We start from the raw sequence: 25,917 nt of genomic DNA on the forward strand, positions 1-25,917 counted from the left end.
ATCGTCGCTTCCACCTCGGCCCTGTCGGCGGATGCGACGCCGCGCTTGTCCAGCACCTGGACCAGCACCGACAGCAGGTCGCGCAGGTCGATCGGCTTGGCGATGTGGGCGTCCATGCCCGTTTCAAGGCAGGTGTCGATCTGGGTGCGCATGACGTCGGCGGTCAGGGCGATCACCGGCAGGCTGGCCCAGCGCGGATCGCGGCGTAGGCGGCGCGTGGCCTCCAGCCCGTCCATCACCGGCATGTTGACATCCATCAGCACCAGGTCGAAGGGCTCCGCCTCCAGCGCGTCCAGCGCTTCGCGACCGTTCTCGACCTCGACCAGGTCGCAGTCGAACGGGGCCAGGAACAGCTTGATGACCCTGCGGTTGACCGGGTGGTCGTCGACGACCAGCACGCGGCGGCCCTGCAGGGGCGAGAGCGTCGGCTCGTCCTCGTTGGCGACGCCGAAGGCCGGGGTCGCGCCGTCGGTCGCCGAGGCGGCGGCGACATCGACCTGGAATCCGAGCGTGAAGGTCGAGCCGCGGCCCTCGCGGCTGTCGACCAGGATCTCGCCGTCCATCAGCTCGGCCAGGCGACGGGTGATGTTCAGGCCCAGGCCGGTGCCGCCGAAGGTCCGGGTGGTCGAGGCGTCGGCCTGGGTGAAGGCTCCGAACAGCTTGGACAGCGTGGCCTGGCTCATGCCGATGCCGGTGTCCCGCACGGTCAGGCTCACCGCCGTGCGGCCGGTCTGCGGGTCGGGCCGCCAGGCCAGGGTCACGTCGACCCGGCCGACCACGGTGAACTTCAGGGCGTTGGACAGCAGGTTGGCCAGGCACTGGCGCACGCGCACGGCGTCGAACAGCAGCATCGGCGGCGGCTCGCCGGCCACGGTGAAGGTCAGCTCGACCCCCTTCTCGCGGGCCGTGGGCTGGTAGCCGCCCACCAGGCGGGCGCAGACCCCGACCAGGTCGCCGGCGGTCGGCGCGATCTCCAGCTTGCCGGCCTCGATCTTCGACAGATCCAGGATGTCGTTGAGCAGCACCAGCAAGGTGTCGCCGCTGTCGATCATCAGCTCGACCTGCTCGCGCTGGCGGACGTCGAGGCGCTCGGTGCGCAGGGCCTGGGCCATGCCCAACATGCCGTTCAGCGGCGTGCGCAGCTCGTGGCTCATCACGGCCAGGAAGGCGGACTTGGCCTCGTTGGCGGCCTCGGCCCGGCCGCGGGCCTCCTTCAGCCGCTCCGAGGCCCGGCGCAGATAGACGCCCCAGGCCACCCCGCCCAGCACCAGCACGCCCAGCAGCATGGCGATGATGATCGAGGCGTGGGCCAGACGACGGTTCAGCTCGACCTCGGCCGTCAGGCGCTTGCTTTCGTCGCGCTTGGACTTCAGCTCGGTCTCCAGCGCCGAAGCCATCTGGGCGCCGTTGCGCGACAGGGCCGCCTGGGTCCGCTCGTGATCCTGCCGGCGCCACTGGTCGAGCAGGCGGAAGGCCTCCTCGCCGCGATGCTCGGCCAGGGCGATATAGGCGCTGAGCAGCAGTTCGGCCTGGGGGTCGCGCTCCAGCCTGTCGACCGGCACGCCGCGCAGCGCTTCCAGGTCTGTCCTGGCGGCGGCGGCGTCGCCCAGCTCGGCGCGGGCCTGGGCGCGCAGGCGCAGGCTGAGGCCGGTCAGGCGGTTGGTCGGATGGGCGATCTCGAAGTCGCCGTCGGCCAGGCAGCGCAACACCCGGTCGGGGGCGTGCCTGTCGCTGGCGATGCGGGCGCACAGATAGCGGTCCCAGGTCTTCAGGTCCGGGTCGCCGGCCGCCTGGGTCATGTTGTGGTGCACGCTGGCGAAGTGCTCGGCGGCGTCCAGCTCGCCCACCTCGGCGGCGGTGTAGGCGATGTCGTAGATGCGCTCGACCTTGCGCATGTAGAAGGCGTTGCCCTCGTCCAGGCGAGCGGCCTGGCTCATGTGGTCCAGCGCGCCTTCCTTATCGCCGATGTAGGACAGGGTGTAGGAGTGGACCTGATGGAGCTCGGCCAGCAACGGCCGGGCGATGGCGCCGCGGCGCTCCAGCTGGCCCGTGGCCTCGGCGGCCAGGCGCGAGGCGTCCGCCCACTGGCCCGAGCGGCCCAGGCTGCGAATGCGCTCGACCGCCGCCATCATCCGGATATCGGGGCCCGACCTGTCGAGGAACCGGCTCCAGTCGGCGTCGGTGAAGGTGCGAAAGCCGCCGGACTCATGGCGGTAGGCCATCTGCAGCAGGTCCACCAGGGTCGCCAGCTCAGCGTCGTGATCTTCCTCGGCCAAGCTGCGCACGCGGCGGGACCAGTCGTCGAACTGTGGCTGGACCTGGTTGCTCTTGTAGGCATAGAGCACCGACCACAGGCCGTAGAGGCGCTTGTCGCCGTGCTGCTTCAGCGCCCGCCGGCCGACCCGCTCGATGTCGTCGTTCTCGCGCGCCGGCGGCTGAATCTCGTCGCGCCGGATCTCGCGATAGAGGGCATCCAGCTTGGCCGACTGGGGCGACCGCGCGAAGGCCGCGCCGCCGGGACCGGCCAACAGGGTCGCGATCGCCGCGAGGAACAGGACGTAGCGCCGCAAGCCGTGGTTTCCCGGTGAACATCGGTACGGTACGGGAAAGGGCCTGTATTCAAAGTTAAGATCGGCACGACGCGACGTTCCGTCGCGAAAGAGCGGCGTTGGGGAAAATCATCCTACTTTTCAGGTCGTCCGGCCGACTTTTTACCGCCGCCTAGATGGTGGCGCCGCCGTCCACCACCAGGGCTTGTCCGGTCATGAAGCTGCCCGCCCGCGAGGCCAGGTAGACCGCCGCCCCGGCCAGTTCGTCGGGCTCGCCGATCCGGCGCAGCGGCACGCCCCGGGTCGAGCGTTCCAGGGTCTCGGGATCGTCCCACAGCGCCTTGGCGAAGTCGGTCTTGATCAGGCCCGGCGCGATGCAGTTGACCCGCACGTTGTCGGGGCCGAACTCGTGGGCCAGGTTGCGGGCCAGCTGGAAGTCGGCGGCCTTGGAGATGTTGTAGGCTCCGATCACGGCGTTGCCGCGCAGGCCGCCGATCGAACTGACGATGATGATCGAGCCGTCTTTCCGCGCGCGCATCTCCGGCGCGACCATGCCGATCAGCCAGTGATTGCTGATGATGTTGTTGTCCAGGATCTTGCGGAACTGGTCGTCGGCGATGCCGGCCATCGGGCCGTAATAGGGGTTGGACGCGGCGTTGCAGACGCAGATGTCGACCTTGCCGAACGCCTTGCGCGTCTCGTCGACCAGGCGCTGCAGATCGTCCTTCGAAGCGATGTTGGCCGGGACCGCGATGGCCGTCCCCTCGCCGTGGCGGGCGTTGATCTCGGCGGCGACCTCGTCGCAGGGCCCGGCCTTGCGTGACGAGATCACCACCTTGGCGCCGTGCTCGGCCAGGCGCTGGGCGATGGCCTTGCCGATGCCGCGCGAGCTGCCGGTGATGATCGCCACCTTGCCGGCGAGGTCGAAGAGGGTGGTCATGGCGCGCCTCATAAAACATTTGTTTGAATTTGCGACACAGTGCTGTCGTCACGCGCGCGCGTCAAGCCGGGGCGCGCTCTGCGACCTATTGCTGCACCACACTAGTCGCTGCGGATAGGCCATGTAATGTTAAGTACAGACGGATATTCATTATCCCTGCCATCGCACATTCACGACAATGGTAAATGATCGCCATGACGAGAACTTTAGGTAAGGACAATTTATTTAATCGCCTTCAGACCGCGGGTGTCGTGGTCTGCGCCAGCTTTCTGACTCTCGAGGTCTGCATCCAGTTCGGGGTGGTCGAGAGAGCTTTCAGCCGCGACCTCGCGGGCTTGCGAATTGACGCCGCGGCGTCGCTGCTGGCGGTCGTCGTCCTGGCCGGGCTCGCGATCCTCAAGGCCTTCGAACTGCGCACTGAGTCGGATCGGCGGCAAGCGGCCGAGCAGCGCCTCGCCCAGCTGGAGACGCGAGACCCGCTGACCGGCCTGGCCAACCGCGATCGGATGCTCGAATTCCTGGGCCAGTCCTTGCAGACGCGCAAGACCGGCGACGAGGTCACCGGCCTGCTGCTGATCGACCTGAAGCGGTTCACGCCGATCAACGAGACCCATGGCCGCGCGGTCGGTGATCGGCTGCTGTGCATGGTCGCCGAACGTCTGCGATCGGTGGCGCGGGAGGACGAGATGGTCGCGCGCCTGGGCGGCGACGAGTTCGCCGTCGTGCTGCCCCGCCTCGATTGCGCCCAGGCCGCCAGACATCCCGCCCAGCGACTGGTCCGCGCCCTGGAAGCGCCGTTCGAGATCGATGACCTGGCGCTCAGGATCGCGGGAGCGGCGGTCGGCATGGCGACCAGCGCGAACACCGAGCTGCGCCCCGGCGTCCTCGTCCACCATGTCGACGCCGCCCTCCGACGCGCCAAGCGCGGGCCGGCGGCGGAATCCTGCTCCCATCGGCGAGGGACGGGCCAAGCCTGATCCCTCGCGGCGAGACTTTCGCCGACGCGGCGTCCCGCGCCGACAAAATTTCTCCGGCGTTGTCGGATCGCCCCTCGCGGGGCCGTCCTCGGGGCAACGAACCGAAACCGGAGACAAACGCCATGACCGCCCCCGCTTCCCTCACCGACCGCGACCTGGTCCTGACCCGCATCATCGACGCGCCGGCCGACAAGCTGTTCAAGTGCTGGACCACGCCCGAGCGCCTGCACGAATGGTTCTGCCCCAAGCCCTGGACCGTCTCCCACGCCGAGATGGACACCCGGCCCGGCGGCTCCAGCCTGATCGTCATGAAGGGCCCCAACGGCGAGGAGATGCCCAATCCCGGCGTCTATCTCGAGGTCGTTCCGAACAAACGGCTGGTGTTCACCGACGCCTTCACCTCGGCCTGGGTCCCGTCGGCGAAGCCGTTCATGGTCGTGACTATCGAGTTCGAGGATCTGGGCGACGGCACGACCCGCTATACCGCCACCGTCCGCCACTGGACGGTCGAGGACCGCCAGGCCCACGAGCAGATGGGCTTCCACGAAGGCTGGGGCGTCGTCGCCGACCAGTTGGCCGAGGTGGCCAAGACGTTCTGAGCATCGACTGGGGACAGGCGCATGCGCCTGTCCCCGCTCATGGCTCACGCGCACTTGTTCCAGCCGCCCTCCTCCAGGTGGAAATGGTCGCGGTGAGCGGCGTTGTAGTCCGGGCCCAGGACGGTCCCGAACACCCGGCAGGCGCCGTGGCGCGCCGCCTGGACGAAGCGGCCCTCGGCGTCGTCGGCGCGGAAGTCCGCCGCCACCGTGGCCCGCCGGCCGTCGGCGAAGCGGAAGCCGGCCACGTCCAGGGCGGCGGCGCGGGCATGGGCGCTGGGCCGCTCGCCGGGCCGGCCATAGATCGTGCGGCAGGCATAGGTTCCGTAGTGGTCGACCCGCGTCAGCCGGCTGCGAATGATCTCGCGCGCCGCCGGGGCCAGCACCTGGCGCTCCCACAGCGCGTAGCCCAGGGCCAGCGGACAGGTCATGACCGGCGCGGCGGGGACCAGGCGACCAGCCGCCCGCACGGTGTTTCGCGTCGAGCAGAAGCCGGTCTCGCGCGTCTCGTCCTCGGCGAACCGCACCCCGCCCTCGCGCAGGGCGGCGCGGCAGGCGACGGGGTCGGCGTCGATCCGCGCCAGCTTGCCGGCCGTGGCCAGGCCGATCGGCTGGTCCAGCGAGAACGGCTCCCACGGCAGGTCCTGCGGCGGCGCCAGGCGATCGACCAGGGCGAAGATCAGCAAACCGGCCAGCAGCAGGTCCAGCAGGAAGCCGGCCAGGCCGGCCAGCGACCGGGCTTCGGGAGAAGGTTCGCGCAGGACCAGTTTCACCCTCATCCAACGGCGCGGCGGCGACGAAGTTCAGCCGCAAAGCTTGGCTTGGCCGGCGCGAGCGGGCATCTAGCGCCTCGCTGGAGACGCCCATGACCCCCTCGAACAGCTGGCGCGGCCTGCTGAACGCCGAACTGGCCCCGCGCTTCGCCCTGTTGTGCCTGGGCATCTGGCTGAACGCCGCCGACACCCTGGTGACCGTGACGATCATGCCCAGCGTGGCGCGCGAGATCGGCGGCTGGCAGTATTTCGGCTGGTCGATCGCCGCCTTCCTGCTGGGCTCGATCCTGGCGGGGGCCTGCGCGGGCAAGCTGTCGATCCGCTTCGGCCTGCGACGGGCGACCGCCCTGGCCGGGGTGGTCTACGCCGTCGGCTGCGCCATGGGCGCGGCGGCGCCGGACTTCCTGGTCTTCGTCGCCGGACGGTTGGTCCAGGGGCTGGGCGCCGGAGCGATCGTCTCGCTATGCTACGTGGCGATCAGCGCCATGTTCCCCGAAAGCCTGTGGCCGCGGGTCTATGGCGCGATCGCCGGGGTCTGGGGCGCGGCCACCCTGCTGGGCCCCCTGTGCGGCGGGCTGTTCGCGGAAGCCGGCTACTGGCGCGGGGCGTTCTGGTTCTTCGTGGTCCAGGCCGTGATCTTCGTCGGCGCGGTGCTGGTCATGGTGCCGGCCGCGCCGAAAGCGCCCGAGGGCGGCCGCATCCCCGGACGGCAGCTGGCCCTGCTGACCCTGGGCGTGACCTTGATAGCCGCCGCCGGCGTCGTGCCGGGCGGACTGACGGCCGTCCTTTGCGCCGTGTTCGGGACCCTGGCCATGGCGGCCATGCTGGCGGTCAACGCCCGCACCGGCGACCGCCTGCTGCCGCGCGCGGCCGGCGACTTGGCCACCGCCACCGGCCTTGGCCTGATGGTGATCTTCTTCTGCGAGGCGGCGACGGTCGGCTTCTCGGTCTATGGCCCGACCTTCATCCAGGTGCTGCACGGCGCCCAGCCCCTGCTCAGCGGCTATGTGATCGGCGGCATCGCGGCCGGCTGGACCGCCTTGTCGTTCGTGGTCGCGGGGCTGAAGCCCCGGCACGAGGGCTTGGCGATCCGCGTCGGCGCCGTGGTCATCGCGGCCGGCGTGACGTGGGGGGCCTATGAGATGGTGCGCGGCGGCCTGGTCGGGATCACCCTGTCGATGGTGCTGCTGGGCGGCGGCTTCGGGATCTGCTGGGCGTTCCTGGCCAAGCGGGTGATCGGCGGCGCGCCGCTTGAGGAGCAGCCCCTGGCCTCGGCCGCCGTACCCACCACCCAGTTGATCGGCGGCGCCACCGGCGCGGCGGCGGCGGGGGCCCTGGCCAACGCCCTGGGCTTCGCGCACGGCGTCACGCCGGAGAGCGGCCTGGCGCACGGCCTGTGGCTGTTCGCGGCGTTCATCCCGCTGGCGCTGGCCGGCCTGGCGGCGGCGTGGCGGCTGGGGCGGGGCTGAGGGCAAGCCGCGCGATATAGGAATGGCGCCCTTGCTATAGACTTTTGTTTTCGCATCCCCTTTGCGGAAAACCGGCGTCCACTTTTCCGGGCGATACTTTAAACGCTTCCCGCTTCCAGAGCAGCCGCCATCTTGCCAATGGCGAGTTCCAATTCTTCCAGCCGGGTCGTGACGATCGTCCAGATCACGTCTGGATCAATGTCGGGATAGCCGTGCGAAACGAGATTTCGCACGGCCACAATCTGGCCCCAGGGCGGCGGTTCGGCCACGGCCGTCTTCAACGTCTCAGGCAACTTAGCGACCGATTCGCCGATGACCTGTAGGTTCATCACAGTCGCATCGAACGTGATGAACGAGGCTTCGAACGCCCGGGCGTCCATTCCCGCGATGTAAAGCCGAATGCGGCCAATAGCCTTGTCGATATCCGCCAGCAGCAGCGCGGCCTCGCGCTGAGCCTTAGGCATAGACGACTTCCCGAAGGACCGTCTCGCGCATCAGACGCGGCAGCGATTTGGGCGTCACGACATCGACCGCCCGCTGCATAACCAGGGCCAATTCATCGCCCAGCGAAAAATATTCCCAACCGGGAACGCGCGCCGGGTCAAACTCCACCAGCACGTCCACGTCGCTATCGGGCCCCGCCTCGCCCCGCGCCGTCGAGCCGAACACGCCGACCCGCTGGACGCCGTAGCGATCCAGCAGCGGCTTGGCCGCGCGCAGCTTGGCGAGGGCTTCGTCGAGGGTCATGGGATAGACTATAGCACGAAGGCCGCGCAGGCGGAGCACCGCCCCTTATAATTGTTTTGCTGACCATCACTCGCGCGAAAGGTTGCATCCATGGCGACCCTCGGGTTTAGATAGCTTAGCCATAAAACAAGGGGGACCGTTCCATGGATCTTGCGACCCGCATCTTGGAGCTACAGAAGCGCGCGCTGGAACATCGCGAAGTGCTTTTGACGGAAGAGGCGGCAAAGACCGCCCTCGTAATGCCGTTCCTCCAATCGCTTGGCTATGACGTTTTCAATCCGAGCGAAGTCGTTCCCGAATTCACCGCCGACGTCGGGACCAAGAAGGGTGAGAAGGTCGACTACGCCATCTGCAGCGAAGGCAAGGTGTCGATCCTGATCGAATGCAAGCCATCGACGGTCGAGCTCAACATCAACCACGCTGGCCAACTGTTTCGGTATTTTAGCGTCACGGACGCGCGACTTGCAGTCCTGACGAATGGTGTCGTCTACCAGTTCTATTCGGACGTCGAACGTCCCAACAAAATGGACGACAAGCCGTTCTTCACCTTCAGCCTGGATGGCGTGAAGACGGCGGACGTAAAGACGCTGGAGAAGTTCGCGAAGGCCACGTTCGACATCGAGAAGATCGTCCAGGAGGCGGGCAATCTCAAATTGCAGTCACTGCTTCGCAAGGAAATTGAAAAGGAATTCGCTGAACCCTCGGAAGATTTAGTGAGGATGCTCGCCAGCCGCGTTCACGAAGGGCGGCTGACGCCAGCGGTCAAAGACAGTTTCACCAAGATGATCGCGTCATCGATCTCGACGATCATTCGCGAGCTCGTCAACGATCGCCTCTCATCCGCGCTGAACGCATCAAACCCGTCAACTCTCGAGCCCGATGGTTCGGAGGAGGAACCGAATGAAGATGGTGTAATCACAACGCCTGAAGAGATCTCCGGTTTCCACATCATTCAGGCGATAGCGTCAAAATTCGTTGATCCAAAACGGGTGATTATTCGCGATGCGAAATCCTATTGCGCGATATTGCTCGATGACAACAACCGTAAGACTATTGCCCGCATGCATTTTAACGGCATCACCACGAAATATTTGGGCACCTTCGTTGGTAAAGATGAGCAACGCCATCTTCTACCAGAACTGACGCATATTTATCAGTTGAGCGAACACATCGAGTCTCGCCTCAAAGAGCTTAACAGCGTTGGCGCATAGTCAGCGCCAGCCACTCATCTGTCGAGATCGCCCTCCCATTCCAACTGGTCGCGAAGTCCGCGAACGTCCTGTTCGCGGCCCTCCACCGCCGCCGCCTCCACCAGCCGCACCACATCCCCCATGATCTGGGTGATCTTGAAGTCCTTGGGCGTATAAACCCGCGCCACGCCCATCTGCTTGAGGATCAGGGCGTCGCCGTCGGGGATGATGCCGCCGGCCACGACCGGGATGTGGCCCAGGCCCTCGGCGCGCATCACGCGGATGACCTCCTGCACCAGGTCCAGGTGCGAGCCCGACAGGATCGACAGGCCCACGACGTGGGCGCGGCCCTCCTTGGCGCGGCGGACGATCTCGTCCGGCGTCGAGCGGATGCCGTCATAGATCACCTCCATGCCGCAGGCCCGGGCCCGGGTGGCGATCTGTTCGGCGCCGTTGGAGTGGCCGTCCAGGCCCGGCTTGCCGACCAGGTAGGTCAGGGTGCGGCCCAGCATTTCCGAGACCCGCTCGACCTCCTTCTTCACCGCCTCGACATCCTCGGCCTCGCCGGTCGAGACCACGACAGCCACACCGGTCGGGCCGCGATACTCGCCGAACACCGCGCGCAGGGCCCCGGCCCATTCGCCGGTGGTGATCCCGGCCTTGGCGGCCGTAATCGAGGATTCCATAATATTTCGGCCATCGGCGGCGGCCGCCTTCAGATCCGCCAGGGCGGCTTCGGCGGCGACCGGGTCGCGGGCCGCGCGCCAGGCCTTCAGCCGCTCGACGACGCCGGCCTCCAGCAGCGGGTCGACCGTCTCGATCGCCTTGCCGCCGGCCGCCAGCGGCGAGTCCTCGCTGTCGGTCCAGCGGTTGACCCCGACCACCGTCAGGTCGCCGGTCTCGACCGAACGCACCCGCCGGGCGTTGGAGCCGACCAGCTCGCCCTTCATGTAGTCGATGGCGCTCGCGGCCCCGCCCATCGCGTCGATCCGGGCCAGCTGCTCCAGCGCCCCCTTCGACAGCTCGGCGACCTTGGCCTCGACCACGTGCGAGCCGTCGAACAGGTCCTCGTATTCCAGCAGGTCGGTCTCGTAGGCCAGCACCTGCTGCAGGCGCAGCGACCACTGCTGGTCGAACGGGCGGGGCAGGCCCAGGGCCTCGTTCCAGGCCGGCAGCTGCAGAGCCCGGCAGCGGGCGTCCTTGCTGAGGGTGACGGCCAGGGCCTCGATCAGGATGCGGTAGACGTTGTTCTCGGGTTGCTGCTCGGTCAGACCCAGGCTGTTGACCTGCACGCCGTAGCGGAACCGCCGGGCCTTGGCGTCCTGGACGCCGTAGCGCTCCAGCAGGATCCGGTCCCACAGCCGCGTGAACGACCGCATCTTGCACAGCTCGGTGACGAACCGCACCCCGGCGTTGACGAAGAAGCTGATCCGCGAGGCGACGATCTCGAAGTCCTCCTCGGGCACCTGGCCGCCGGCCTTGACGGTGTCGAGCACGCTGATCGCCGTGGCCAGGGCGAAGGCCAGCTCCTGCTCCGGCGTCGCTCCGGCCTCCTGCAGGTGGTAGCTGCAGACGTTCATCGGGTTCCACTTCGGAACCTCGCGATAGCACCAGGCGATCATGTCGCCGATCAGCCGCAGGCTCGGGCCCGGCGGGAAGATGTAGGTGCCGCGCGACAGATATTCCTTGATCAGGTCGTTCTGGGTGGTGCCCTGCAGCAGGGCGCGATCGGCCCCCTGCTCGTCGGCCAGGGCCACGTACAGCGCCAGCAGCCAGGCGGCCGGGGCGTTGATGGTCATCGAGGTGTTGGACTGCTCCATCGGGATCTGGTCGAACAGCTGGCGCATGTCGCCCAGATGGGCGATCGGCACGCCCACCTTGCCGACCTCGCCGCGCGCCAGGATGTGGTCGGCGTCGTAGCCGGTCTGGGTGGGCAGGTCGAAGGCGACGGACAGGCCGGTCTGGCCCCTGGCCAGGTTGGCCCGGTAGAGGGCGTTGGATTTCTCGGCCGTGGAATGCCCCGCATAGGTGCGGAAGATCCAGGGCGCGTCGGGCGCGTGCTGGAACGGCTTGGAGGTCATCCTGCGCTTCCCGTCCTGTCGTTCTTAATTACCAACGATCATGAACCGGGCTTTGCTGCGGCGCAACATCGCAAAAGCGAAGCCGCCGGACCTCAGAACGGCCGCTTGCCCGTCGCCACCTCGAACCACAGCCGAAAGTCCCCCGCCAGGCTATAGAGCGGGTACTTGAACGTGGCCGGCCGGTTCTTCTCGAATACGAAGTGTCCCATCCAGGCGAAGCCGTAGCCGACCAGCGGCGCGGCGACGAAGAACCGCCAGTCGACCAGGAAACCGCAGGCCACGGCCGCGATGACCAGGGTCGTGCCGATCACGTGCAGCCGCCGGCTGGTGCGGTTGACGTGCTCGGTCAGGTAGAACGGATAGAACGCCGCGAAGCTGCGGTAGCGTCCGTCCGGGTCCTTGGCGGTCCGATCATGCGCTGTCATGGAGCGATGTTCCGCCCGACGGGGCCCGGTGGCAAGGCCATGGGTCGTTAGACGCGATCGACCGCGCCTCGGTTAAGGTCGAAAGCCGCCCGCGCGGGTTCGCGGATCCAGGCCGGCGCTGATTCCATTCCGTTCCCGGAACGACTCGACGCCCGAAAAATGAAGCGCCGCCGAAATATTTTCGCCTGGAAATCGCCGCGATCTGGGCGTGTACGTCCCTGCGTTAGCGCCAGCTGAGGTTAACAAGCTAAACCTCAGCGACCTAACGCCGCGCTTCGCCGCCGCAGCGTTCCACGAACGCCTCGGACGTGGCATAGTGACTGGACAACCTTTGGAGGCGAAACTTGAGCGAAGAAACCGAGGGCCGACGCCCTAACCCCGTCGATCTCCACGTCGGTGGCCGTGTCCGGATGCGTCGCAAGCTGCTGGGCGTCAGCCAGGAACAACTGGCCGACTCCCTGGGCCTGACGTTCCAGCAGGTGCAGAAGTACGAGCGTGGCGCCAATCGCGTCAGCGCGTCCAAGCTCTACGAGATCGCCAAGACCCTGCAAGTCCCGGTATCGTTCTTCTTCGACGGCCTGGCCGACCCGATGGACGGTTCGGACGGCGACGAGGTCGGCCTGCAGGCCGAGCGCATCGTGCAGGAGTTCCTGACCACGCCCGAGGGCCTGGAACTGGCCGAGGTGTTCCCCAAGATCGGTCGCGGCCGTGTCCGCCGCCAGGTTCTCGACCTGGTCCGCGCCATGGCTGAAGAAGCGTCTCGCGCGGAGAGCGCCGCCGCCTGATCCGGCGACGCCTTAGTAACGTGTCCCTTCGGGCCCCGGCGATCCTTCGCCGGGGCCCGAACGTTTTTGAAGCGCCACGCTCTCAGGTCGACGGACGCGGCGGCGGCGCGTTGCGGCTGGCCCCGGCCACCTTGGCCCTGGCCGTCACCTCGTTCGCATAGGCCTGGGCCTGGCCCACGGTGGTGATCGCCGCGACCCGGGCCTGGATCGCCGCGGTTTCGGCCGGATCGCCGCGCGTCAGCTGCATGTCGGTCTTGGCCAGGATCTGCAAGGCGCCCTGGGCGTTGCCGGTCCGCGGCAGGGGCGTGTCCGGCGACACCGCGGCGACAGCGGCGGACGCGGCCAGGCTGGCGGGATTGTTCAGCACCGTCGGACAGTCCGTGCGCGGGCTGGCCAGCGACAGCAGCGGCAGGACGTTGGCTGCGGTCCTGTCGCGCTGGGTCATCCACGAGGTGCCGAACAGCGCCTGCAGGGTGGCCGAGACCGAGGCGTGGTCATAGGTCGTGCTGTCGACCACGCCCTGCGGGATCAGCGGCGAGACGATCACCGCCGGCACCCGAACGCCGTAGATGTCGAACAGGAAGCCGCCGGAGTTGATCGACAGGTCCTGGGGGCTGCCGTCGTCCGGCGGTGGGGCGGCCGTGGGCGCGACGGAGTCGTAGAAGCCGCCGTGCTCGTCATAGGTGACGATCAGCAGGCTGCGGTCCCAGAGCGGTGAATTGCGGATCGCCTCGTACGTGGCCTTGATCAGGGCCTCACCGCCGGCCATCGAGTCCATTGGGTGCTGCGAGGACCCGCCCTCGTAGTCGCCGCTCAACACGTCGCCATAGTTGGGCTCGATGAAGGTGTAGGCGTAGGGATAGGGCCCCTGGACGTCGGCGGCGAGGGATCCGAACCCGTGGGTGTCGACCTTCCAGACGATGCCTTTCAGCGCTCCGACCTGGGGCACGCCGCCGGCCACCGGGCCGTTCGAGTCGACATAGATGCGCCACTGCTGGCCGTTGGCGGCGACCTTGTCGAAGATCGAGAAACCGCCGGGATAGGCGAAGCCGCCGCCCAACGGCGCGATCCACTTGCCGATCTGGCCGCCGCCGGGCGAGTCCGCCCATCCCGCCGACGAGGCCCCGTGGACGAAGAACCGGTTGGGCCAGGTCGGGCCGGGGATCGAGGCGTGCCAGTGGTCGCAGAGGGCGAAGGTGGTGGCCAGCTGGTAGATCACCGGCAGCTGGGTCGGCGTGTCGAAGCACAGCATGACGTCGCCGTACTCCGGCGCCGTCGGCAGGCTGGGATTGCCCGAGGTGATCTCGCTGGTCGTGGTGGCGTAGTTGGCGACGAAGCCGCTGTTGGTGATCGGCGTGTTGTAGGGCTGCCAGGGCGTGTGGGTCACGCCCTGGCCGCACAGCTGTTCGACCACGTCGGCGAACTCATGGCCGGGATCGGTCGGCATGGCCGCCGGAGCCGGCGAGCCGACGGCGTGGGGCGTGCCGTCATAACTGTTGGTGTCGGCGGTGGTGGCCGCCGTGATGCCTGGAATGCCCGACAGCGCGAACATGTTGTCGAACGAGTGGTTCTCCAGCATCAGCACGAAGACGTTGTCGACCGCCGCATAGGGGCCCGTCCGAGTCATGCCGGCGGTGGTTCCGCCCGACGGCAGGTTGATCTCGAACCTGTTGGTGTCGACCGTGAAGGCCAGGATCTGGCCCGCGTCCGCTGACTGCAGCTGGCACTCCTTCCACAGGGGATACAGCGTCGAGCCCTGGTTCTGGTAGACGCCGGGGCTGGAGCCGTCCTGCACGACCAGCTTCACGGCCCAGTAGTCGAGCACCATCGCCACGTCGAGGCCCAGGCGGAAATAGACGGTCAGCGGCCCCACCGTCTGGCCCGGCGCGGCGGCCAGGGGCTGGCTGCACTGGGTCCCGTCGGTGCTGTTCTCGTGCCACAGGGTGATGATCGCATTGCCGTCGGTGTTGTTGGTCACATAGGCTTGGGCGCTCACCCGATCGACCGGGTTCATCGGTGTGGAAGTCCCGCCGGAATCCAGGTTGATGACGAAGGTCTGGGTGTTGACCGTGAAGGTCAGGTTCTGGCCGGCGTCGGCGCCCTGCAGCTGGCATTCCTTCCAGTCGCTGTATTCCAGGACGCCGCTGCTCTCGTAGAGGCCCGGCGTTGAGCCGCTGGTCACGTTGATCTCGCAGGCCCAGTAATCGAGGACGGTCCACGATTCGAAGCCGGTGTTGAAGTGCGCGGTCAGCGGCCCGACCGTCTGGCCCGGCGCGGCGGTCCACGACGCGGTCTCGGTCCCGTAGTCGGAGTTCTCGTGCCACAGGGTGATCGACGCGGTCCCGTCGGTGGTGTTGGTGACGTAGATCTGGGCGGTCTGCGGCGTAGACATGGCTTGTCCTCCCGGCGCGCGCTTCCAAACCGACCGCGACCCACGCGCGACATCGGCGCGACCAGAAATGGTCGTCTCGAAGGTTGCTCAGCCCAATGGCGCAAGTCAACTCAAGGAAGAATATTTGATAACACACCTATAGGTGCATCGCGCCTTCGCGGGCCGCGTCTAGAGCAAACCGCGCGATGCTCTAGCCGGCCGACACCCGACCCTGGCCGGCCTGCCAGATGCGCTTGGCCGTCTGGAGGGCGGCCGGCGCCAGGCCGCGCAGGTCGTGGCTCCGGATGATCTTCAGGCCGAACTCGCGGTCCTTCTGCCAGACCACTCGCGCGTCATGCGCGTAGCCGCTGGCCAGATCGACCAGCTGGATGCTGCTTGGCGGCGTGGCGCTGGACAGCATCTGGATGCGCAGGCCCGCATCGGACTGGTCGCGCACGATGCAGTCCCACGCGAAGGCGCCGCAGAGCACCTTCCCGGGATTTTGCATCGCGACGCGGGGACCGGCGCGCCGGTCCAAAGGTCCGCCGGAACCAAACTTGGACATGACCGTAACAACGCGCGGCGACGTTAATCGGCGGTGCAATGGAAGGGTTTATTTGCCGCTGACCACGTCCCCGGCGCGACTTATCCCCCGCCTCGCCGGGAACCTTGGGCGGACACGGTTATTTAGCCGGTAACCGCTTGATCTTACGATCCGCGCGGCTGGCGAAGACCGGCCAACTGAGGAAACGAAAAGGATTGCCCGATGACCCACGGCGTGGCGCTGTTGGCCGACGTGACGGGACGCGACCTGATCATCGCCCTGGCCCGCCCCGGCGATGCGCCCGGCGAGCACCGCGTCCTGCCCGGCTCCACCCCGCTGGAACTGGAGGCCGGCCTCAAGTCCGTGCTGGCCGAGCTGGGCGCGGACGAACTGGTCGGCGCCGCGGTCAGCGCCGCCGGCCCGGAGATCGACGGCGCCGTCACCTTGACCAGCACCGGCATGACCCTGTCGCTGACCTGGTTGCGACACGTGCTGCGCACGCCCCGGGTCTATCTGGTCAACGACTTCACCGCCTGCGCCATGGGCGCGCCCAAGGTCCCGGAGGCGCAACTAGGGGTGATCCACCCCGGCAAGGCCGCCCGCACCGGGGCCATCGCCGTGCTCGGTCCCGACATCGGCCTGGGCGTGGCCGGTCTCGCCCCGCTGCGCGGCGAAGGCTGGCTGGCCGTGCCCAGCGAAGGCGGCCACATGGATTTCTGCCCGGTCGAGGCCCGCGAGGCCCCGATCTTCTCGGCCGTTCGCGCTCGCCACGGCGAGGTCTCGGCCGAGCGCCTGCTGTCCAAGGAAGGCCTCAGCGACATCCACTGCGCCCTGGTCGCCGACGGAGACCCTCTTGTCGTGCCGGAAAATGACAACGTTATCATAGACCTGGCGCGGGCCGGCGACGCCAAGGCGCGCGAGGCGATCTCGATCTTCAGCGGCCTGCTGGGCGGCTTCGCGGGCGACATGGCCCTGCTGTTCGCGGCTCGCGGCGGGGTGTTCCTCAACAGCCCCCTGCTCGAGACCATGGGCGACCTGCTGGACCGCGAGGCCTTCGTGCGCCGCTACCGGGCCAAGGGACGGATGAGCTATTATCTGGCCAACCTGCCGGTGTTCAGCATGCCTGGCCGGCCCGCCCTGCTGGGCCTGTCCAGCCTCTTCACCCCTAGCGACATGCGCTACGCCGCCTCGGACGTGAAGTTCCTCGACTGCTGAGCCTTAATCCGGCCGCCAGCCGTTGCGCAGCAGGTCCACGGCCAGCAGGTGGGCGGCCTCCAGGGCCATGTCCTCCAGCTGCTCCAGCAGGGCCAGGCGCTGGGCCTGGGTGCGGGTGTGGGCGTAGAGGGCGCAGATCGCGTGCAGCCGCGCGCGGATGTCCAGCGGCGGCGCCGGGGCGTGCAGCAACGGGTTCTCCGGCAACTGGGCCGGCGCCTCGCCCTTGCGGCCGAACGCGCGCTGGGGGGCGTCGAACTCCAGCGATTCCAGGCCGGGCCAGTCGAGGGCGCTCATCTTTTCACTCCAGACATGTGCGTTGAATCCGTTGGGAGGAGCCATCAGGCGACCAGGGCGGCGACGCCGCATCTCAGGCCGTTGACCCGGACGTCGGCTTCACCGAGGCCGATCCCCAGAACATCGGTCACGGAGGTGATCACCCCGTCCAGCGGAGCCGCCGCCGCCGCCAGCAGCGGCTTCAAGGCGGCCAGGATCGCCGCGTCGCCCAGGCCGATATGGATCAGGCCGACGAAGTTGACGTCCAGATCGAGGTTGGCCAGCAGCGAAGCGGTCGCCGCGGCCAGGGTGTCGTTGGTCTTCACGGTCTTGACCGCGCCGGCCTTGATCTCGGCGTCGGTGAACGACACCGTCTGCCAGGACGCGCCGCCAAGCGCGACGTCGGACTTGCCGCTCACCCCGAACAGGGGGGCCTTGACCAACTGCGAAGAGGCCACGGTCAGCGGCCGCTTGAAGTCGTCCAGCGCGGCCAGGTCGATGTCGCCGATCTTCAGCGACCCGATGCTGGGCTTGACCTCCAGCGTGGCGGCCTTGCGCCCGCAGTCGATCTCCTTGAGCCGCGCCTCGCCGGACGCCAACTCGACCAGCACCGGCAGATGCACCTGGGCCAGGCCGCCCAGCACGTCCGATCCGAGCAGCTTGGCGTCGACATAGAGCCGCGCCTGGCTGGTGCGCACGATCACCGTCTTGTCGCGGGTGACGGTCATGTAGGGCGCGTTGTTCATCGGCTCGCCGATCGCCAGCCAGACATCGGTGTCGGCTAGGCCCGGCACGCTGGCGTCGAGGTCCAGCTTGACCTGGCGGTGGCCCTGGCCGGCCTGGAGCACCATCTGGGCCAGGTCCATGGCGCTCACCGCCACGGTGGCCGCGGAGCCGCCGGACACGTGGTCCTGATCGCCGTACGGTCCCAGCGCGGCCACGGCCTCCAGATGGGCGGGCGTCCGGTCGCCGGCCGAGATGGCCAGGGTCCGTGTCGCCGAGGCGGCCGTGGTGTCGCCCTTGGTCGACAGCACGTCGGCCAGGGCCTGCAGCGCCTGTCCGGTCGTCAGTTTGGTCTGCAGGACCTGGTCGTAGGTCGGCCCGGTCAGGTGCAGGCGCGTGGAGACCGCGTCGAGATAGCTGAACAGGCTGACGTCGGCGTCGGCCAGGGCGTCGTAGTCCATCACCGACAGGTTGACCTGGCTGCCGGTCAGGTCGCCGAGCAGGGTATTGGCCACGCCGCCGTGCAGGCTGGCCAGACGCGAGCCGATCGAGAAACTGGCCAGGTCGGCCCGGGCGGCCGTGGCCTCGCGACGGATCGGGACCGATGGCCGGCCCAGTATCGCGGCGCCGAAGAACAGCTCGGCTTCGCTGGCGACCGAGACCCGGACGGCGTCTGGGTCAAGGGCGGTCGGCTGGAAGCGCTGCTTCACCGGGATCGCCGCGTCGGCGGTGTAGCGTCCCAGGGTCAGGGTCGCCTGGGGCGGCGTGCGCCAGCCCTCGCCGTTGGCCGCCACGGTCGCGTTGGCGGCGAGCTGGGCGCGGCCGATGTCGTTGGCCGCCGAGATCGCCGCCAGGTCGGCGACGCCCTGCAACCGTCGGGTCTGCAGATAGATCCAACCCATGTCGACGGCCAGGGCGGCCAGGGCCAGCGCCACGGGCAGGAACATGGCGGTGATCACCGCGACCCCGCCCCGGCGGTCGCGGTGGAAGGCGCCGCCGCCCCCGCCCATGACCGAACGTCGAGCTCGAAACCCGCTCATCGGACTTCAATAGCCTCCGAGCTGCACCGACGCGCGGCGGCGGATCTGGTCCGACGGCATGGGGGTCACCCCGCGGACCGCGAACGCGATGGACTGGGCCGCGTCGTAGGACACCGCCACGGTCAGCCGCCCGCCACTGTCCGTCACCTCGGTCGACACCTTGGCCGGGATCAGCTGGGCGTCGCTGGCGCTGGCGGCGACGGCGGCCTTGGCCAGGCTGATCCGTTCGGCGGTCGTGGTTCCCGGGATCGCCGCCCTGGCGGCATCGTTGGCCAGCTGCTGGACCGAGTGCGATATCCAGAAATAGCCGCCATAGCCGGTGATCCCCATCAGGATGAAGATCAGCACGGGGGCCAGGAAGGCGAACTCCACTGCAGTCGCGCCGGACCGGTCGCGTCCGAGGCGCCGAACGCTCACGATCGTTTCGCTGGACTTCCTCATCGCTCGATTCCTTCTCGCGAAGATTGTGCGAGCAGGATTGTCCCAGCTTGGATGCGGCCAAGTTTATCCGCATAGTATGTAAAATACGCATTTTACGGCGACAGCCTGTCTCGCCTGAAGGATGTCGCGATTAATTGTCGCTCAACCGCCACGATGGTAGCGTGGCAAGGACTTAAAGGCATCTCGGCCACGCGGATTCACGGGCAAGACGGAGATGACTGATTCTCCGTATTTTCTGGGGCGGCCATGACCAACGACTCTCCAGCCACGCACGCCACGGCCGGCGAAGTCAGCCGGAATTTCGGCCAGTGGCAGGACGTCGCCTTGACCGGTCCCGTCATCATCACCCACCACGGCCGCCCCCGCGTGGTGCTGCTGTCGGCGGACCGCTACGCCAGATGGAACAACCTGCCGACGACGGGCGGAAGCCTGCAAGGCCATATCGCCGAGACCAGCCGCGAGGCCCTGCTCGAGCAGATGGCCGAGGGCTTCATCGCGCTGGATCCGACGCTGCGCGTCACCAAGGTCAATCCGGTGTTCGAGGCCCTGGCCGGCCGCAGCGCCGGCCAGCTGGTCGGGGCCGGCTGGAGCGACCTGTTCCCCCTGCCCACCCAGGCAGTGATCGCCGAGCAGATGCGACGGGTGCTGCGCACGGGCGAGGCGGTGGAGTTCGAGGCCGATTCCACGGTTCAGCCCGGCCGCTGTTACGGGGTGCGCGTCTTTCCCTATCCGGGCGGCGTCGCGGCCCTGTTCGCCAACCGCACCGAGGAGCACAGCCTGCGCAGCCGCCTGCGCCACGCGCTGGCCATGCAGACGGCGACGACCGCCCTGCCCCGCCTGGCGACGGCGCGGCTGAACGTCCGCGGCGTGCTGGCCGAGATGGACGAGGACTTCCTGCGCCTGGCGGGGTTTTCCAGCGCCGAACTGCTGGACTGCCGGCTGACCGACATCGTCCGACCGCCCGACCGCCGCGCCCTGACCCAGGCGCTGGAAAAGGTCCTGCAGGGCGGCCCGCCGACGCGGGTCGAGACGGCCCTGCTGGTCCGGGCCGGCGACGAACGCCCGATCGAGTTGTCCCTGGCCCCGATCCTGCGCGACGGCGCGGCCGACGGGGTGATGGTGCTGATCCTGGCGGAGGCCTGAGCCTCCGCCAGGGAGCCCCTTATTCCTCGGCCCGCGCCTTCAGGCTGGCCAGGCCGGTTTCGAAGTCCTTGCCGGCCGCCTTGTCCATGTTGAAGATCACGTCCATCACCCTGAACAGGAAGGGCGAGGGTCCTTCCATGGCCCAGGTGACGCGGGTGGCGTCGCCTTCGGGGACCAGGGTGAAGAGCGTCTTGCTGCGCGACTGGAACGGCTTGGTGAAGTCCAGGTCGACGACCAGTTTCGACGGCGCGGCGGCCTCGACGATCTCCATGCGCCCGGCCCCGGCCTTGCCGTCGCCGCTCCAGGCGTAGGTCGACCCCAGGCCGCTGGCCGGACCGCCATAGGTGCGGCTCATGGCGGGGTCCAGCTTCTCGTAGGGCGACCAGGCGCCCCAGGCATGGAAGTCGTCGAGCAGGGCGTAGATCCGCTCCGGCGGCGCCTTGATCACGGTGGAGCGTGCGATGCGGAAATGGTCGGGCTTGGTCGCGGCGTAGCCCAGCAGAGCGACGGCCGCGACGACGACGACCACGGCGATGATGGCGACGATCTTGAGCATGGTTGTCCCCTCTCTCGATAGGGACGGGCCGGCCGAGCGGCCCGTCCTGCGGTTCAGGCCTTGGGCGTGGTGGCGATCGACCACATGAAGCCGTACGGGTCGCGAACCTGGCCGTAGCGGTCGCCCCAGAACATCAGCTGCACGGGCAGCACCACCTCGCAGCCGGCCGCCACGGCCCGCTCGAACCATTTGTCCACGTCGTCGACCTGCAGGTGCAGGGTGAAGCCGGCGGGCTTCTCATAGGCGTAGCCGTGCTCGGGATAGGCGTCGCACAGCATCAGCGAGTTGCCGTTGATCCGCAGGTGGATGTGCATCGTCCGCCCCTGCTCGTCCGGCGGGATGCGATAGACGTCCTCGGCGCCGAACGCCTTGAGGTAGAAGTCCGCCGCCTGGGTGGCGTTGGGCGGAACCAGGTAGGGCGCGATACCGCCGGAGACGGCGGGCAGCGGAGGCATCTGTTGTTGAGCGTCGGTCATGGTCGTTCTCTCCTCTTCAGCCCAAAGGACGAACGTCGCATCGTCTTCCCGACACGGGCCGCGAACTTTTTCGCGGAAATCAGCCGCCGACGCCCTCCTTCATCAGCCGGTCCAGGTGCAGGCGGATGTGGGCGGCCTGGGCGGCGGTGTTGGCCAGGGCGATGGCCTGGTCGAAGGCGACGCGCGCCTCGTCCCGCCGCCCCAGCTGCAGGAGCAGCCCGCCGCGCAGGCCGAAGAAGTGGAAATAGCCCGACAGCTTGGGGGCCAGGGGCTCGATCATCTCCAGGGCCGCCTCGGGCCCGGCGACCTTCGCCACGGCCACGGCGCGGTTCAGGGTCACCACCGGCGACGGCGCCAGCTGTTCCAGGTCGCCGTACAGCAGGTCGATCCGCGCCCAGTTGGTGTCCTCGGGACGCTCGGCGCGGGCGTGCTCGGCGGCTATGGCGGCCTGGACCAGGTAGGGGCCGGGTCGGCGATGGCGCACGGCCTTGTCGATCAGGGCCAGGCCCTCGGCGATCATCCGCCGGTTCCACAGGCCGCGGTCCTGGTCCTCCAGCAGCACCACCGCCCCGTCGGCGTCGAACCGGGCCGGGGCGCGGGCGTGCTGCAGCAGCAGGAGAGCGGTCAGGCCCATGACCTCCGGCTCGCTGGGGAACAGCCGCAGCAGCAGGCGGGCCAGGCGGATGGCCTCGTCGCACAGCGCGCCGCGGGTCAGCAGCTCCTGGCCGCCGGCCGAATAGCCTTCGTTGAAGACCAGGTAGACCATGGCCGCCACCGCGTTCAGGCGCTGGGCGCGCTCCTCGACGCCGGGCGCGCCGAACGGCACGTCGGCCGCCCCGATCCGGGCCTTGGCGCGGGTGATCCGCTGCTCCATCGCCGACTCGCCGACCAGGAAGGCGCGGGCGATCTGGCGCACCGAGAGACCTGAGACGATGCGCAGGGCCACGGCCACCTGCTGGGTGGCCGGCAGGTCCGGATGGCAGCAGATGAACAGCAGCCGCAGCACGTCGTCGCGATAGTGCTCGCCGTCCAGCCGGTCGACCAGGGTCGCCTCGGCGTCCTCCAGGTCGGAGATCAGCTCCTCCGGCGGCAGCGGCGAGGACTTGCTCTGCTTGCGCACCCCGTCCAGGGCGGCGTTGCGGCCGACCAGGATCAGCCAGGCGGTCGGGTCGCGCGGCGGACCGTTCTTGGGCCAGGCCTTCAGGGCCCGCAGGCAGGCGTCCTGGAACGCCTCCTCGGCGGTGTCCAGGTCACGGAAATAACGCAGCAGGGCCGCCACGGCCGGGGGCCGCGCGGCGGTCAGGGCGGCGTCGATCCAGGCCGCGTCGATATTGGCGATGGTCATGCCCCGGCTCCCCTGACATGGGCTTTGCGCCCGCGAACCTGACTCGGCGCGCCGGCCAGGCTGCCCGGACGATAGACGGCCAGCGGCCGGATTTCATAGGCGCCGCGATCGGGATTGGCCACGGCCAGGTCGCGGGCCACGGCGATGGCTCCCTCCAGGTCAGCGCAATCGACGACATAGAAGCCCAGCAGCTGCTCCTTGGTCTCGGCGAACGGCCCGTCGATCACCATCAGCTCGCGGCCCCAATCCCCGCGCCCCTTGCGCAGGGTGACGGCGGCCGTGGTCGGCAGCAGGCGAGCCGCCGCCCCCATCCGCTCGGCGGCGGCCAGGCCGGCCTCGACCGCCCCCAGCCGGGCCATCACCGCGGCGTCCTCGGCCGGACTCCAGGCGCCGACCACGTCCTCGAAATTGTAGCAGAGAATGGCATAGAGCATGGGATGGGCGCCTTGATTGTCCTGAGGACGATCAAGGGCGGGGGGATCCGACAGGGGGGGGCGGGGAAAAAACGGCGGGCCTCGGCTTGGCGCCGGGCTGCTCGCCGCTCGCCGATCAAGGGGTCGGCGACGTCAGTCGTCCGCCGCTTCTGACGCTTGCCGATGTCGACTCTTCCGTCCGCGGCCCGGAGGAAAAGACTCCGTCGCCGTTTGCCGAAAAACGGCGTGGTGGGTGGCCAGGCGAATGACCCTAGGCGAAATCGCCGCGCGCTACGCGGCTTCCTGGGAAAGCTGGATCCACGCCTGGGGCGTCGATGAACTGGTTGGCGACGATCGCCTCCTCCCATATTGGGCGACGGTGTCAGGGAGGTGGTCCTACTCCGAGATATTGGACCAGACTTAGTCCGGACCGCCAGCAAGTGGGATTTCACCTTGGATATGGTCTATCTCGATCGCCATCCGTTTAAAGACGGCGGCCAACGCGGCGTGACCCGCATTCGCGTCTTCAACCGCCTTCTTCCAATGATATTTCGCCGCGTCAGTGAGGTCGCGATCACCGTCCTGATCAAGATCTGTGTACGGAGATTGATCTCCAAACGCGTCGAAATAGTTCGCCCAAGTCAATTTTTCCTCTGGAGTTCCAATGGTGAGCTTGTCGTTCAATTCCAGAAAGAAGTCCTTTATGTCTTCTATGGCGAATTCAAGGAGTTGGTTCTCTACTGGCTTTGCATGATTGTTGTTCACCGGCGATGTTCCACCGCCTCCGATTTGGTCGGCGACGCGCCAAATGCGCGCTAAGATAGATTTTTGCACGCACTTCGGAGGCGTGCAACTATCAAGGTCGCGCTCTTGCCGAAGCGTTCTGGCTGTGGTGGGCGCTGTGAAGATTGATCGTTGGAGTTCTCCATGAAAGCGCTTGGCGGACGCTCTAAGTCAGCTTTGTTGGTCGCAGGGAGCGTGATCATCGCGGGCGCCATTCTGCTGGCCCAAGCGGCCTCGTGGGTCGCGACCCTTTCAATCGGCGATGGAGTTTTGAGCGGTCGTCGCTTCGGCCTGTTCGTGTTGGCGGCTCCGGCGCTTCCGCTGGGATCAGCCGCGTCGGCGGCGTACGTCTACGCGCTGTGGTGTTCCCGTCGAATCCTGAAGGAAGTCGGCCAGGAGGGCGGCTTTTCGATGCTCGCCTTGAGCGGAATGGCCCGAGCCGGCTGGGCGCTGGCAGCAGGGGGAGCCATTCAAAGCGCCTTTGCCATCGCCATGTCGTCGCTATCGTCCCGGCCGCCAAACCTGGATGCGCTGGGCATCCTCATGCTGGGCGTGATCGTCGCGATCTTTGCGAAGGCGCTGATCACGCAGTCCGAACAACAATCTTACATCGACGAATTCTAGGTAGAGAAATAGGCCTCTGGCGGCCTCATTCCGCCCTTTTCCGTCGACCGAAAAGAACAGCGAAATCAGAATGTCGCGGAAGCCTCGCCGTGGTGGCTGGGGGCGGGATCGAACCGCCGACCTGTGGGTTATGAATCCACCGCTCTAACCATCTGAGCTACCCAGCCGCACGAAGCGGAGGCGGGCTTATAAGCGCAAAGCGGGGGCGGCTTCAAGCCCGTCCGAGCATCCGATCGAGCACCGCGTCCAGACGCCGCTGCAGGCTGGCCGGACCGTATTCAGCCAGCACCTTGGCGCGGGCGGCGACGCCCAGGGCCGCCGCCTTTTGCGGCGTCGCGACCAGGCCGGCCAGGGCCCGGGCCAGGGCGGCGGGGTCGCCGGGCGGGACCAGGGCGCCGTCGACGCCGTCGGCGATCATCTCCACCGGCCCGGAAATCGCGCTCGACACCACCGGCAGGCCGACGGCCATGGCCTCCAGCAGCACCAGCGGAAACCCCTCCTGGTGCGAGGGGAAGGCGAAGACGTCGCCGGTCGCCAGGAAGGCCGGAACGTCGTCGCGCCAGCCGACCAGGCGTACGCGATCCTGTAGGCCGCGCTGGGCGATCAGCCCCTCCAGCCGGGCGCGCTCGTCGCCCTCGCCGGCAATCTCGCAGTCGAGAACCTGGCCGTCATCGCGCAGTAGGGCCAGGGCGGCGACCAGGACGTCGAAGCCCTTCTTGGGATGCAGGCGGCCGGCGGCGACGATGCGCGGCGGACGGCCGGTCCTGGAGAACGGCGTCGCCAGGACGGTCGGCGGCTTCACGGCGTTGGGCACGACATGCACCCGTTCGGCCGGGACGCCGCGCGCCGCCGCCAGTTCGGCCAGGTGCTGGCCGACGCAGACATAGTGGGTGCGTGTCGTCTCAACGTCGAAGGCGGGCTTGTGCACGCAGACCGCCAGCATGGCCCCCGGCGGAGCGACCCTGGCCAGCAGCCGGGCGGGCCGCTGGCCGTGGCTGAGGATCAGGTCGGGCGCCGTGGCCCGGATGATCGCGCGAGCGGCGCCCAGGGTGAGCGGGTCCCAGTCGGTGTAGGCCGGCATGGTCGTCAGCGGCGGGACGCGGCCGGCCTGCTGGACCGCGACCTGGCCGCCGGCCCGCACCAGGCCCGTGGCCGCCCCGCCCCGCGTGGCGGCGTAGGCTTCCAGGATCGGCTGATAGTCGAGGAACACCTGCTCCAGGCCGCCCAGGCCCTTGCCCAACATGGCGTGCAGGATGGCGGTCAAGGCGGGCTCCGCGAAAGACGCCGGGGCTGGCGAGGCGGGACCTTGGTTTGGGGCGGTGGCGAAGTCAACGCACGCCCTTCGCCGTCATCCCAGCCGGGGTGACGGCGGAAGGGCGGATGACAACGGGGCGTCGCGATGACAACCTCGACGCCAGTCCCCCTCCCCCAATCGGAC

The 25,917-nt window shown here is 68.1% G+C and carries 25 protein-coding genes, 1 tRNA gene and 1 pseudogene; 8 read left to right on the forward strand and 19 right to left on the reverse strand.

Annotation, left to right across the window (positions count from 1 at the left end; translation table 11 throughout):
* Together ACSQ2G_RS23130 and ACSQ2G_RS23135 are read right to left on the reverse strand one after the other, a co-directional pair.
* The coding region (locus ACSQ2G_RS23130; protein ID WP_436034718.1) for a response regulator at positions 1-2,570 on the reverse strand (2,570 nt) is incomplete at its 3' end.
* A gap of 151 nt (positions 2,571-2,721) precedes the next feature.
* The gene (locus tag ACSQ2G_RS23135; protein ID WP_436034719.1) at positions 2,722-3,489 is read right to left on the reverse strand and encodes an SDR family oxidoreductase; all 768 of its coding nucleotides are present in this window, start codon (positions 3,487-3,489) and stop codon (positions 2,722-2,724) included.
* Positions 3,490-3,674: 185 nt separating this feature from the next.
* On the opposite strand from ACSQ2G_RS23135, the gene ACSQ2G_RS23140 reads away from it, so the two are divergent.
* Together ACSQ2G_RS23140 and ACSQ2G_RS23145 are read left to right on the forward strand one after the other, a co-directional pair.
* On the forward strand, positions 3,675-4,466 hold the full coding sequence (locus ACSQ2G_RS23140; protein WP_436034720.1) for a diguanylate cyclase domain-containing protein: 792 nt from the start codon (positions 3,675-3,677) through the stop codon (positions 4,464-4,466).
* A 122-nt stretch (positions 4,467-4,588) separates the two neighbouring features.
* Complete coding sequence (locus tag ACSQ2G_RS23145) at positions 4,589-5,065, forward strand: SRPBCC family protein (RefSeq protein ID WP_436034721.1); 477 nt, start codon at positions 4,589-4,591, stop codon at positions 5,063-5,065.
* Positions 5,066-5,109: 44 nt separating this feature from the next.
* Here ACSQ2G_RS23145 and ACSQ2G_RS23150 read toward each other — a convergent pair whose 3' ends face one another.
* Positions 5,110-5,835, reverse strand: coding sequence for an extensin-like domain-containing protein (locus ACSQ2G_RS23150; protein ID WP_436034722.1), 726 nt, complete (start codon positions 5,833-5,835; stop codon positions 5,110-5,112).
* A gap of 92 nt (positions 5,836-5,927) precedes the next feature.
* Between ACSQ2G_RS23150 and ACSQ2G_RS23155 the strand changes: the two genes are divergently transcribed.
* Positions 5,928-7,304: an MFS transporter gene (locus ACSQ2G_RS23155; protein ID WP_436034723.1), complete on the forward strand. Its 1,377-nt coding sequence runs from the start codon at positions 5,928-5,930 to the stop codon at positions 7,302-7,304.
* A gap of 98 nt (positions 7,305-7,402) precedes the next feature.
* Here the strand turns inward: ACSQ2G_RS23155 and ACSQ2G_RS23160 are convergent, their stop codons facing one another.
* Positions 7,403-7,768, reverse strand: a complete 366-nt coding sequence (locus ACSQ2G_RS23160; RefSeq protein WP_436034724.1) for a HepT-like ribonuclease domain-containing protein — start codon at positions 7,766-7,768, stop codon at positions 7,403-7,405.
* Positions 7,761-8,051 (reverse strand): nucleotidyltransferase family protein, encoded by a 291-nt coding sequence (locus ACSQ2G_RS23165; RefSeq protein ID WP_436034725.1) that lies wholly within the window; start codon positions 8,049-8,051, stop codon positions 7,761-7,763. Before ACSQ2G_RS23165 ends, ACSQ2G_RS23160 begins: the two co-directional genes overlap by 8 nt.
* A 143-nt stretch (positions 8,052-8,194) precedes the next feature.
* On the opposite strand from ACSQ2G_RS23165, the gene ACSQ2G_RS23170 reads away from it, so the two are divergent.
* Complete coding sequence (locus ACSQ2G_RS23170; RefSeq protein WP_436034726.1) at positions 8,195-9,262, forward strand: type I restriction endonuclease; 1,068 nt, start codon at positions 8,195-8,197, stop codon at positions 9,260-9,262.
* 83 nt (positions 9,263-9,345) lie between these two features.
* Here ACSQ2G_RS23170 and ACSQ2G_RS23175 read toward each other — a convergent pair.
* A pseudogene (locus tag ACSQ2G_RS23175) lies at positions 9,346-11,322 on the reverse strand (methylmalonyl-CoA mutase family protein); the annotation flags it as partial.
* Between the two features lie 92 nt (positions 11,323-11,414).
* On the reverse strand, positions 11,415-11,747 hold the full coding sequence (locus tag ACSQ2G_RS23180) for an Mpo1-like protein (protein ID WP_436034727.1): 333 nt from the start codon (positions 11,745-11,747) through the stop codon (positions 11,415-11,417).
* A 344-nt stretch (positions 11,748-12,091) separates the two neighbouring features.
* Here ACSQ2G_RS23180 and ACSQ2G_RS23185 point away from each other — a divergent pair, with 344 nt between their 5' ends.
* Complete coding sequence (locus tag ACSQ2G_RS23185; RefSeq protein ID WP_310082113.1) at positions 12,092-12,532, forward strand: helix-turn-helix domain-containing protein; 441 nt, start codon at positions 12,092-12,094, stop codon at positions 12,530-12,532.
* Between the two features lie 82 nt (positions 12,533-12,614).
* Here ACSQ2G_RS23185 and ACSQ2G_RS23190 read toward each other — a convergent pair whose 3' ends face one another.
* Complete coding sequence (locus tag ACSQ2G_RS23190) at positions 12,615-14,924, reverse strand: alkaline phosphatase family protein (RefSeq protein WP_436034728.1); 2,310 nt, start codon at positions 14,922-14,924, stop codon at positions 12,615-12,617.
* A 190-nt stretch (positions 14,925-15,114) separates the two neighbouring features.
* On the reverse strand, positions 15,115-15,468 hold the full coding sequence (locus ACSQ2G_RS23195) for a PilZ domain-containing protein (RefSeq protein ID WP_436034729.1): 354 nt from the start codon (positions 15,466-15,468) through the stop codon (positions 15,115-15,117).
* 201 nt (positions 15,469-15,669) lie between these two features.
* On the opposite strand from ACSQ2G_RS23195, the gene ACSQ2G_RS23200 reads away from it, so the two are divergent.
* Positions 15,670-16,662, forward strand: coding sequence for a glucokinase (locus tag ACSQ2G_RS23200; protein WP_436034730.1), 993 nt, complete (start codon positions 15,670-15,672; stop codon positions 16,660-16,662).
* A 3-nt stretch (positions 16,663-16,665) separates the two neighbouring features.
* Here the strand turns inward: ACSQ2G_RS23200 and ACSQ2G_RS23205 are convergent, their stop codons facing one another.
* Genes ACSQ2G_RS23205 through ACSQ2G_RS23215 form a run of 3 tightly spaced genes read right to left on the reverse strand, consistent with a single transcriptional unit; the run spans position 16,666 to position 19,070 of the window.
* On the reverse strand, positions 16,666-16,956 hold the full coding sequence (locus ACSQ2G_RS23205; protein WP_310082122.1) for a hypothetical protein: 291 nt from the start codon (positions 16,954-16,956) through the stop codon (positions 16,666-16,668).
* A 44-nt stretch (positions 16,957-17,000) separates the two neighbouring features.
* Entirely contained in the window at positions 17,001-18,698 is a 1,698-nt protein-coding gene (locus tag ACSQ2G_RS23210; protein WP_436034731.1) for a pilus assembly protein TadG-related protein, read from the reverse strand.
* 6 nt (positions 18,699-18,704) lie between these two features.
* The gene (locus ACSQ2G_RS23215) at positions 18,705-19,070 is read right to left on the reverse strand and encodes a TadE/TadG family type IV pilus assembly protein (RefSeq protein WP_436034732.1); all 366 of its coding nucleotides are present in this window, start codon (positions 19,068-19,070) and stop codon (positions 18,705-18,707) included.
* Between the two features lie 315 nt (positions 19,071-19,385).
* Here ACSQ2G_RS23215 and ACSQ2G_RS23220 point away from each other — a divergent pair, with 315 nt between their 5' ends.
* Positions 19,386-20,282, forward strand: a complete 897-nt coding sequence (locus ACSQ2G_RS23220) for a type II toxin-antitoxin system prevent-host-death family antitoxin (RefSeq protein WP_436034733.1) — start codon at positions 19,386-19,388, stop codon at positions 20,280-20,282.
* 19 nt (positions 20,283-20,301) lie between these two features.
* On the opposite strand, the gene ACSQ2G_RS23225 is transcribed toward ACSQ2G_RS23220, so the two are convergent.
* From ACSQ2G_RS23225 to ACSQ2G_RS23245, 5 genes are all read right to left on the reverse strand, one after another.
* A complete protein-coding gene (locus ACSQ2G_RS23225) occupies positions 20,302-20,838 on the reverse strand; it encodes an SRPBCC family protein (RefSeq protein WP_436034734.1) in 537 nt (178 codons plus the stop codon).
* A gap of 53 nt (positions 20,839-20,891) precedes the next feature.
* Complete coding sequence (locus tag ACSQ2G_RS23230; protein ID WP_436034735.1) at positions 20,892-21,314, reverse strand: VOC family protein; 423 nt, start codon at positions 21,312-21,314, stop codon at positions 20,892-20,894.
* Between the two features lie 79 nt (positions 21,315-21,393).
* The gene (locus ACSQ2G_RS23235) at positions 21,394-22,659 is read right to left on the reverse strand and encodes an RNA polymerase sigma factor (RefSeq protein WP_436034736.1); all 1,266 of its coding nucleotides are present in this window, start codon (positions 22,657-22,659) and stop codon (positions 21,394-21,396) included.
* Positions 22,656-23,093 carry a YciI family protein gene (locus ACSQ2G_RS23240; RefSeq protein ID WP_436034737.1) on the reverse strand — a complete coding sequence of 146 codons (438 nt, stop codon included), beginning with the start codon at positions 23,091-23,093 and terminating at the stop codon, positions 22,656-22,658. The genes ACSQ2G_RS23235 and ACSQ2G_RS23240 overlap by 4 nt, the downstream gene beginning before the upstream one ends.
* A gap of 399 nt (positions 23,094-23,492) precedes the next feature.
* Positions 23,493-23,837 carry a hypothetical protein gene (locus tag ACSQ2G_RS23245; protein WP_436034738.1) on the reverse strand — a complete coding sequence of 115 codons (345 nt, stop codon included), beginning with the start codon at positions 23,835-23,837 and terminating at the stop codon, positions 23,493-23,495.
* A gap of 162 nt (positions 23,838-23,999) precedes the next feature.
* Between ACSQ2G_RS23245 and ACSQ2G_RS23250 the strand changes: the two genes are divergently transcribed.
* Positions 24,000-24,479: a hypothetical protein gene (locus ACSQ2G_RS23250; RefSeq protein ID WP_436034739.1), complete on the forward strand. Its 480-nt coding sequence runs from the start codon at positions 24,000-24,002 to the stop codon at positions 24,477-24,479.
* 90 nt (positions 24,480-24,569) lie between these two features.
* On the opposite strand, the gene ACSQ2G_RS23255 is transcribed toward ACSQ2G_RS23250, so the two are convergent.
* Together ACSQ2G_RS23255 and ACSQ2G_RS23260 are read right to left on the reverse strand one after the other, a co-directional pair.
* Positions 24,570-24,646: transfer RNA gene (locus ACSQ2G_RS23255), tRNA-Met, on the reverse strand.
* A 44-nt stretch (positions 24,647-24,690) separates the two neighbouring features.
* Positions 24,691-25,743, reverse strand: coding sequence for a glycosyltransferase (locus ACSQ2G_RS23260; RefSeq protein ID WP_436034740.1), 1,053 nt, complete (start codon positions 25,741-25,743; stop codon positions 24,691-24,693).
* Positions 25,744-25,917 lie beyond the last annotated feature (174 nt).

The sequence above is a fragment of the Caulobacter sp. LjRoot300 genome (assembly GCF_964253875.1).
Lineage (GTDB): Bacteria > Pseudomonadota > Alphaproteobacteria > Caulobacterales > Caulobacteraceae > Caulobacter.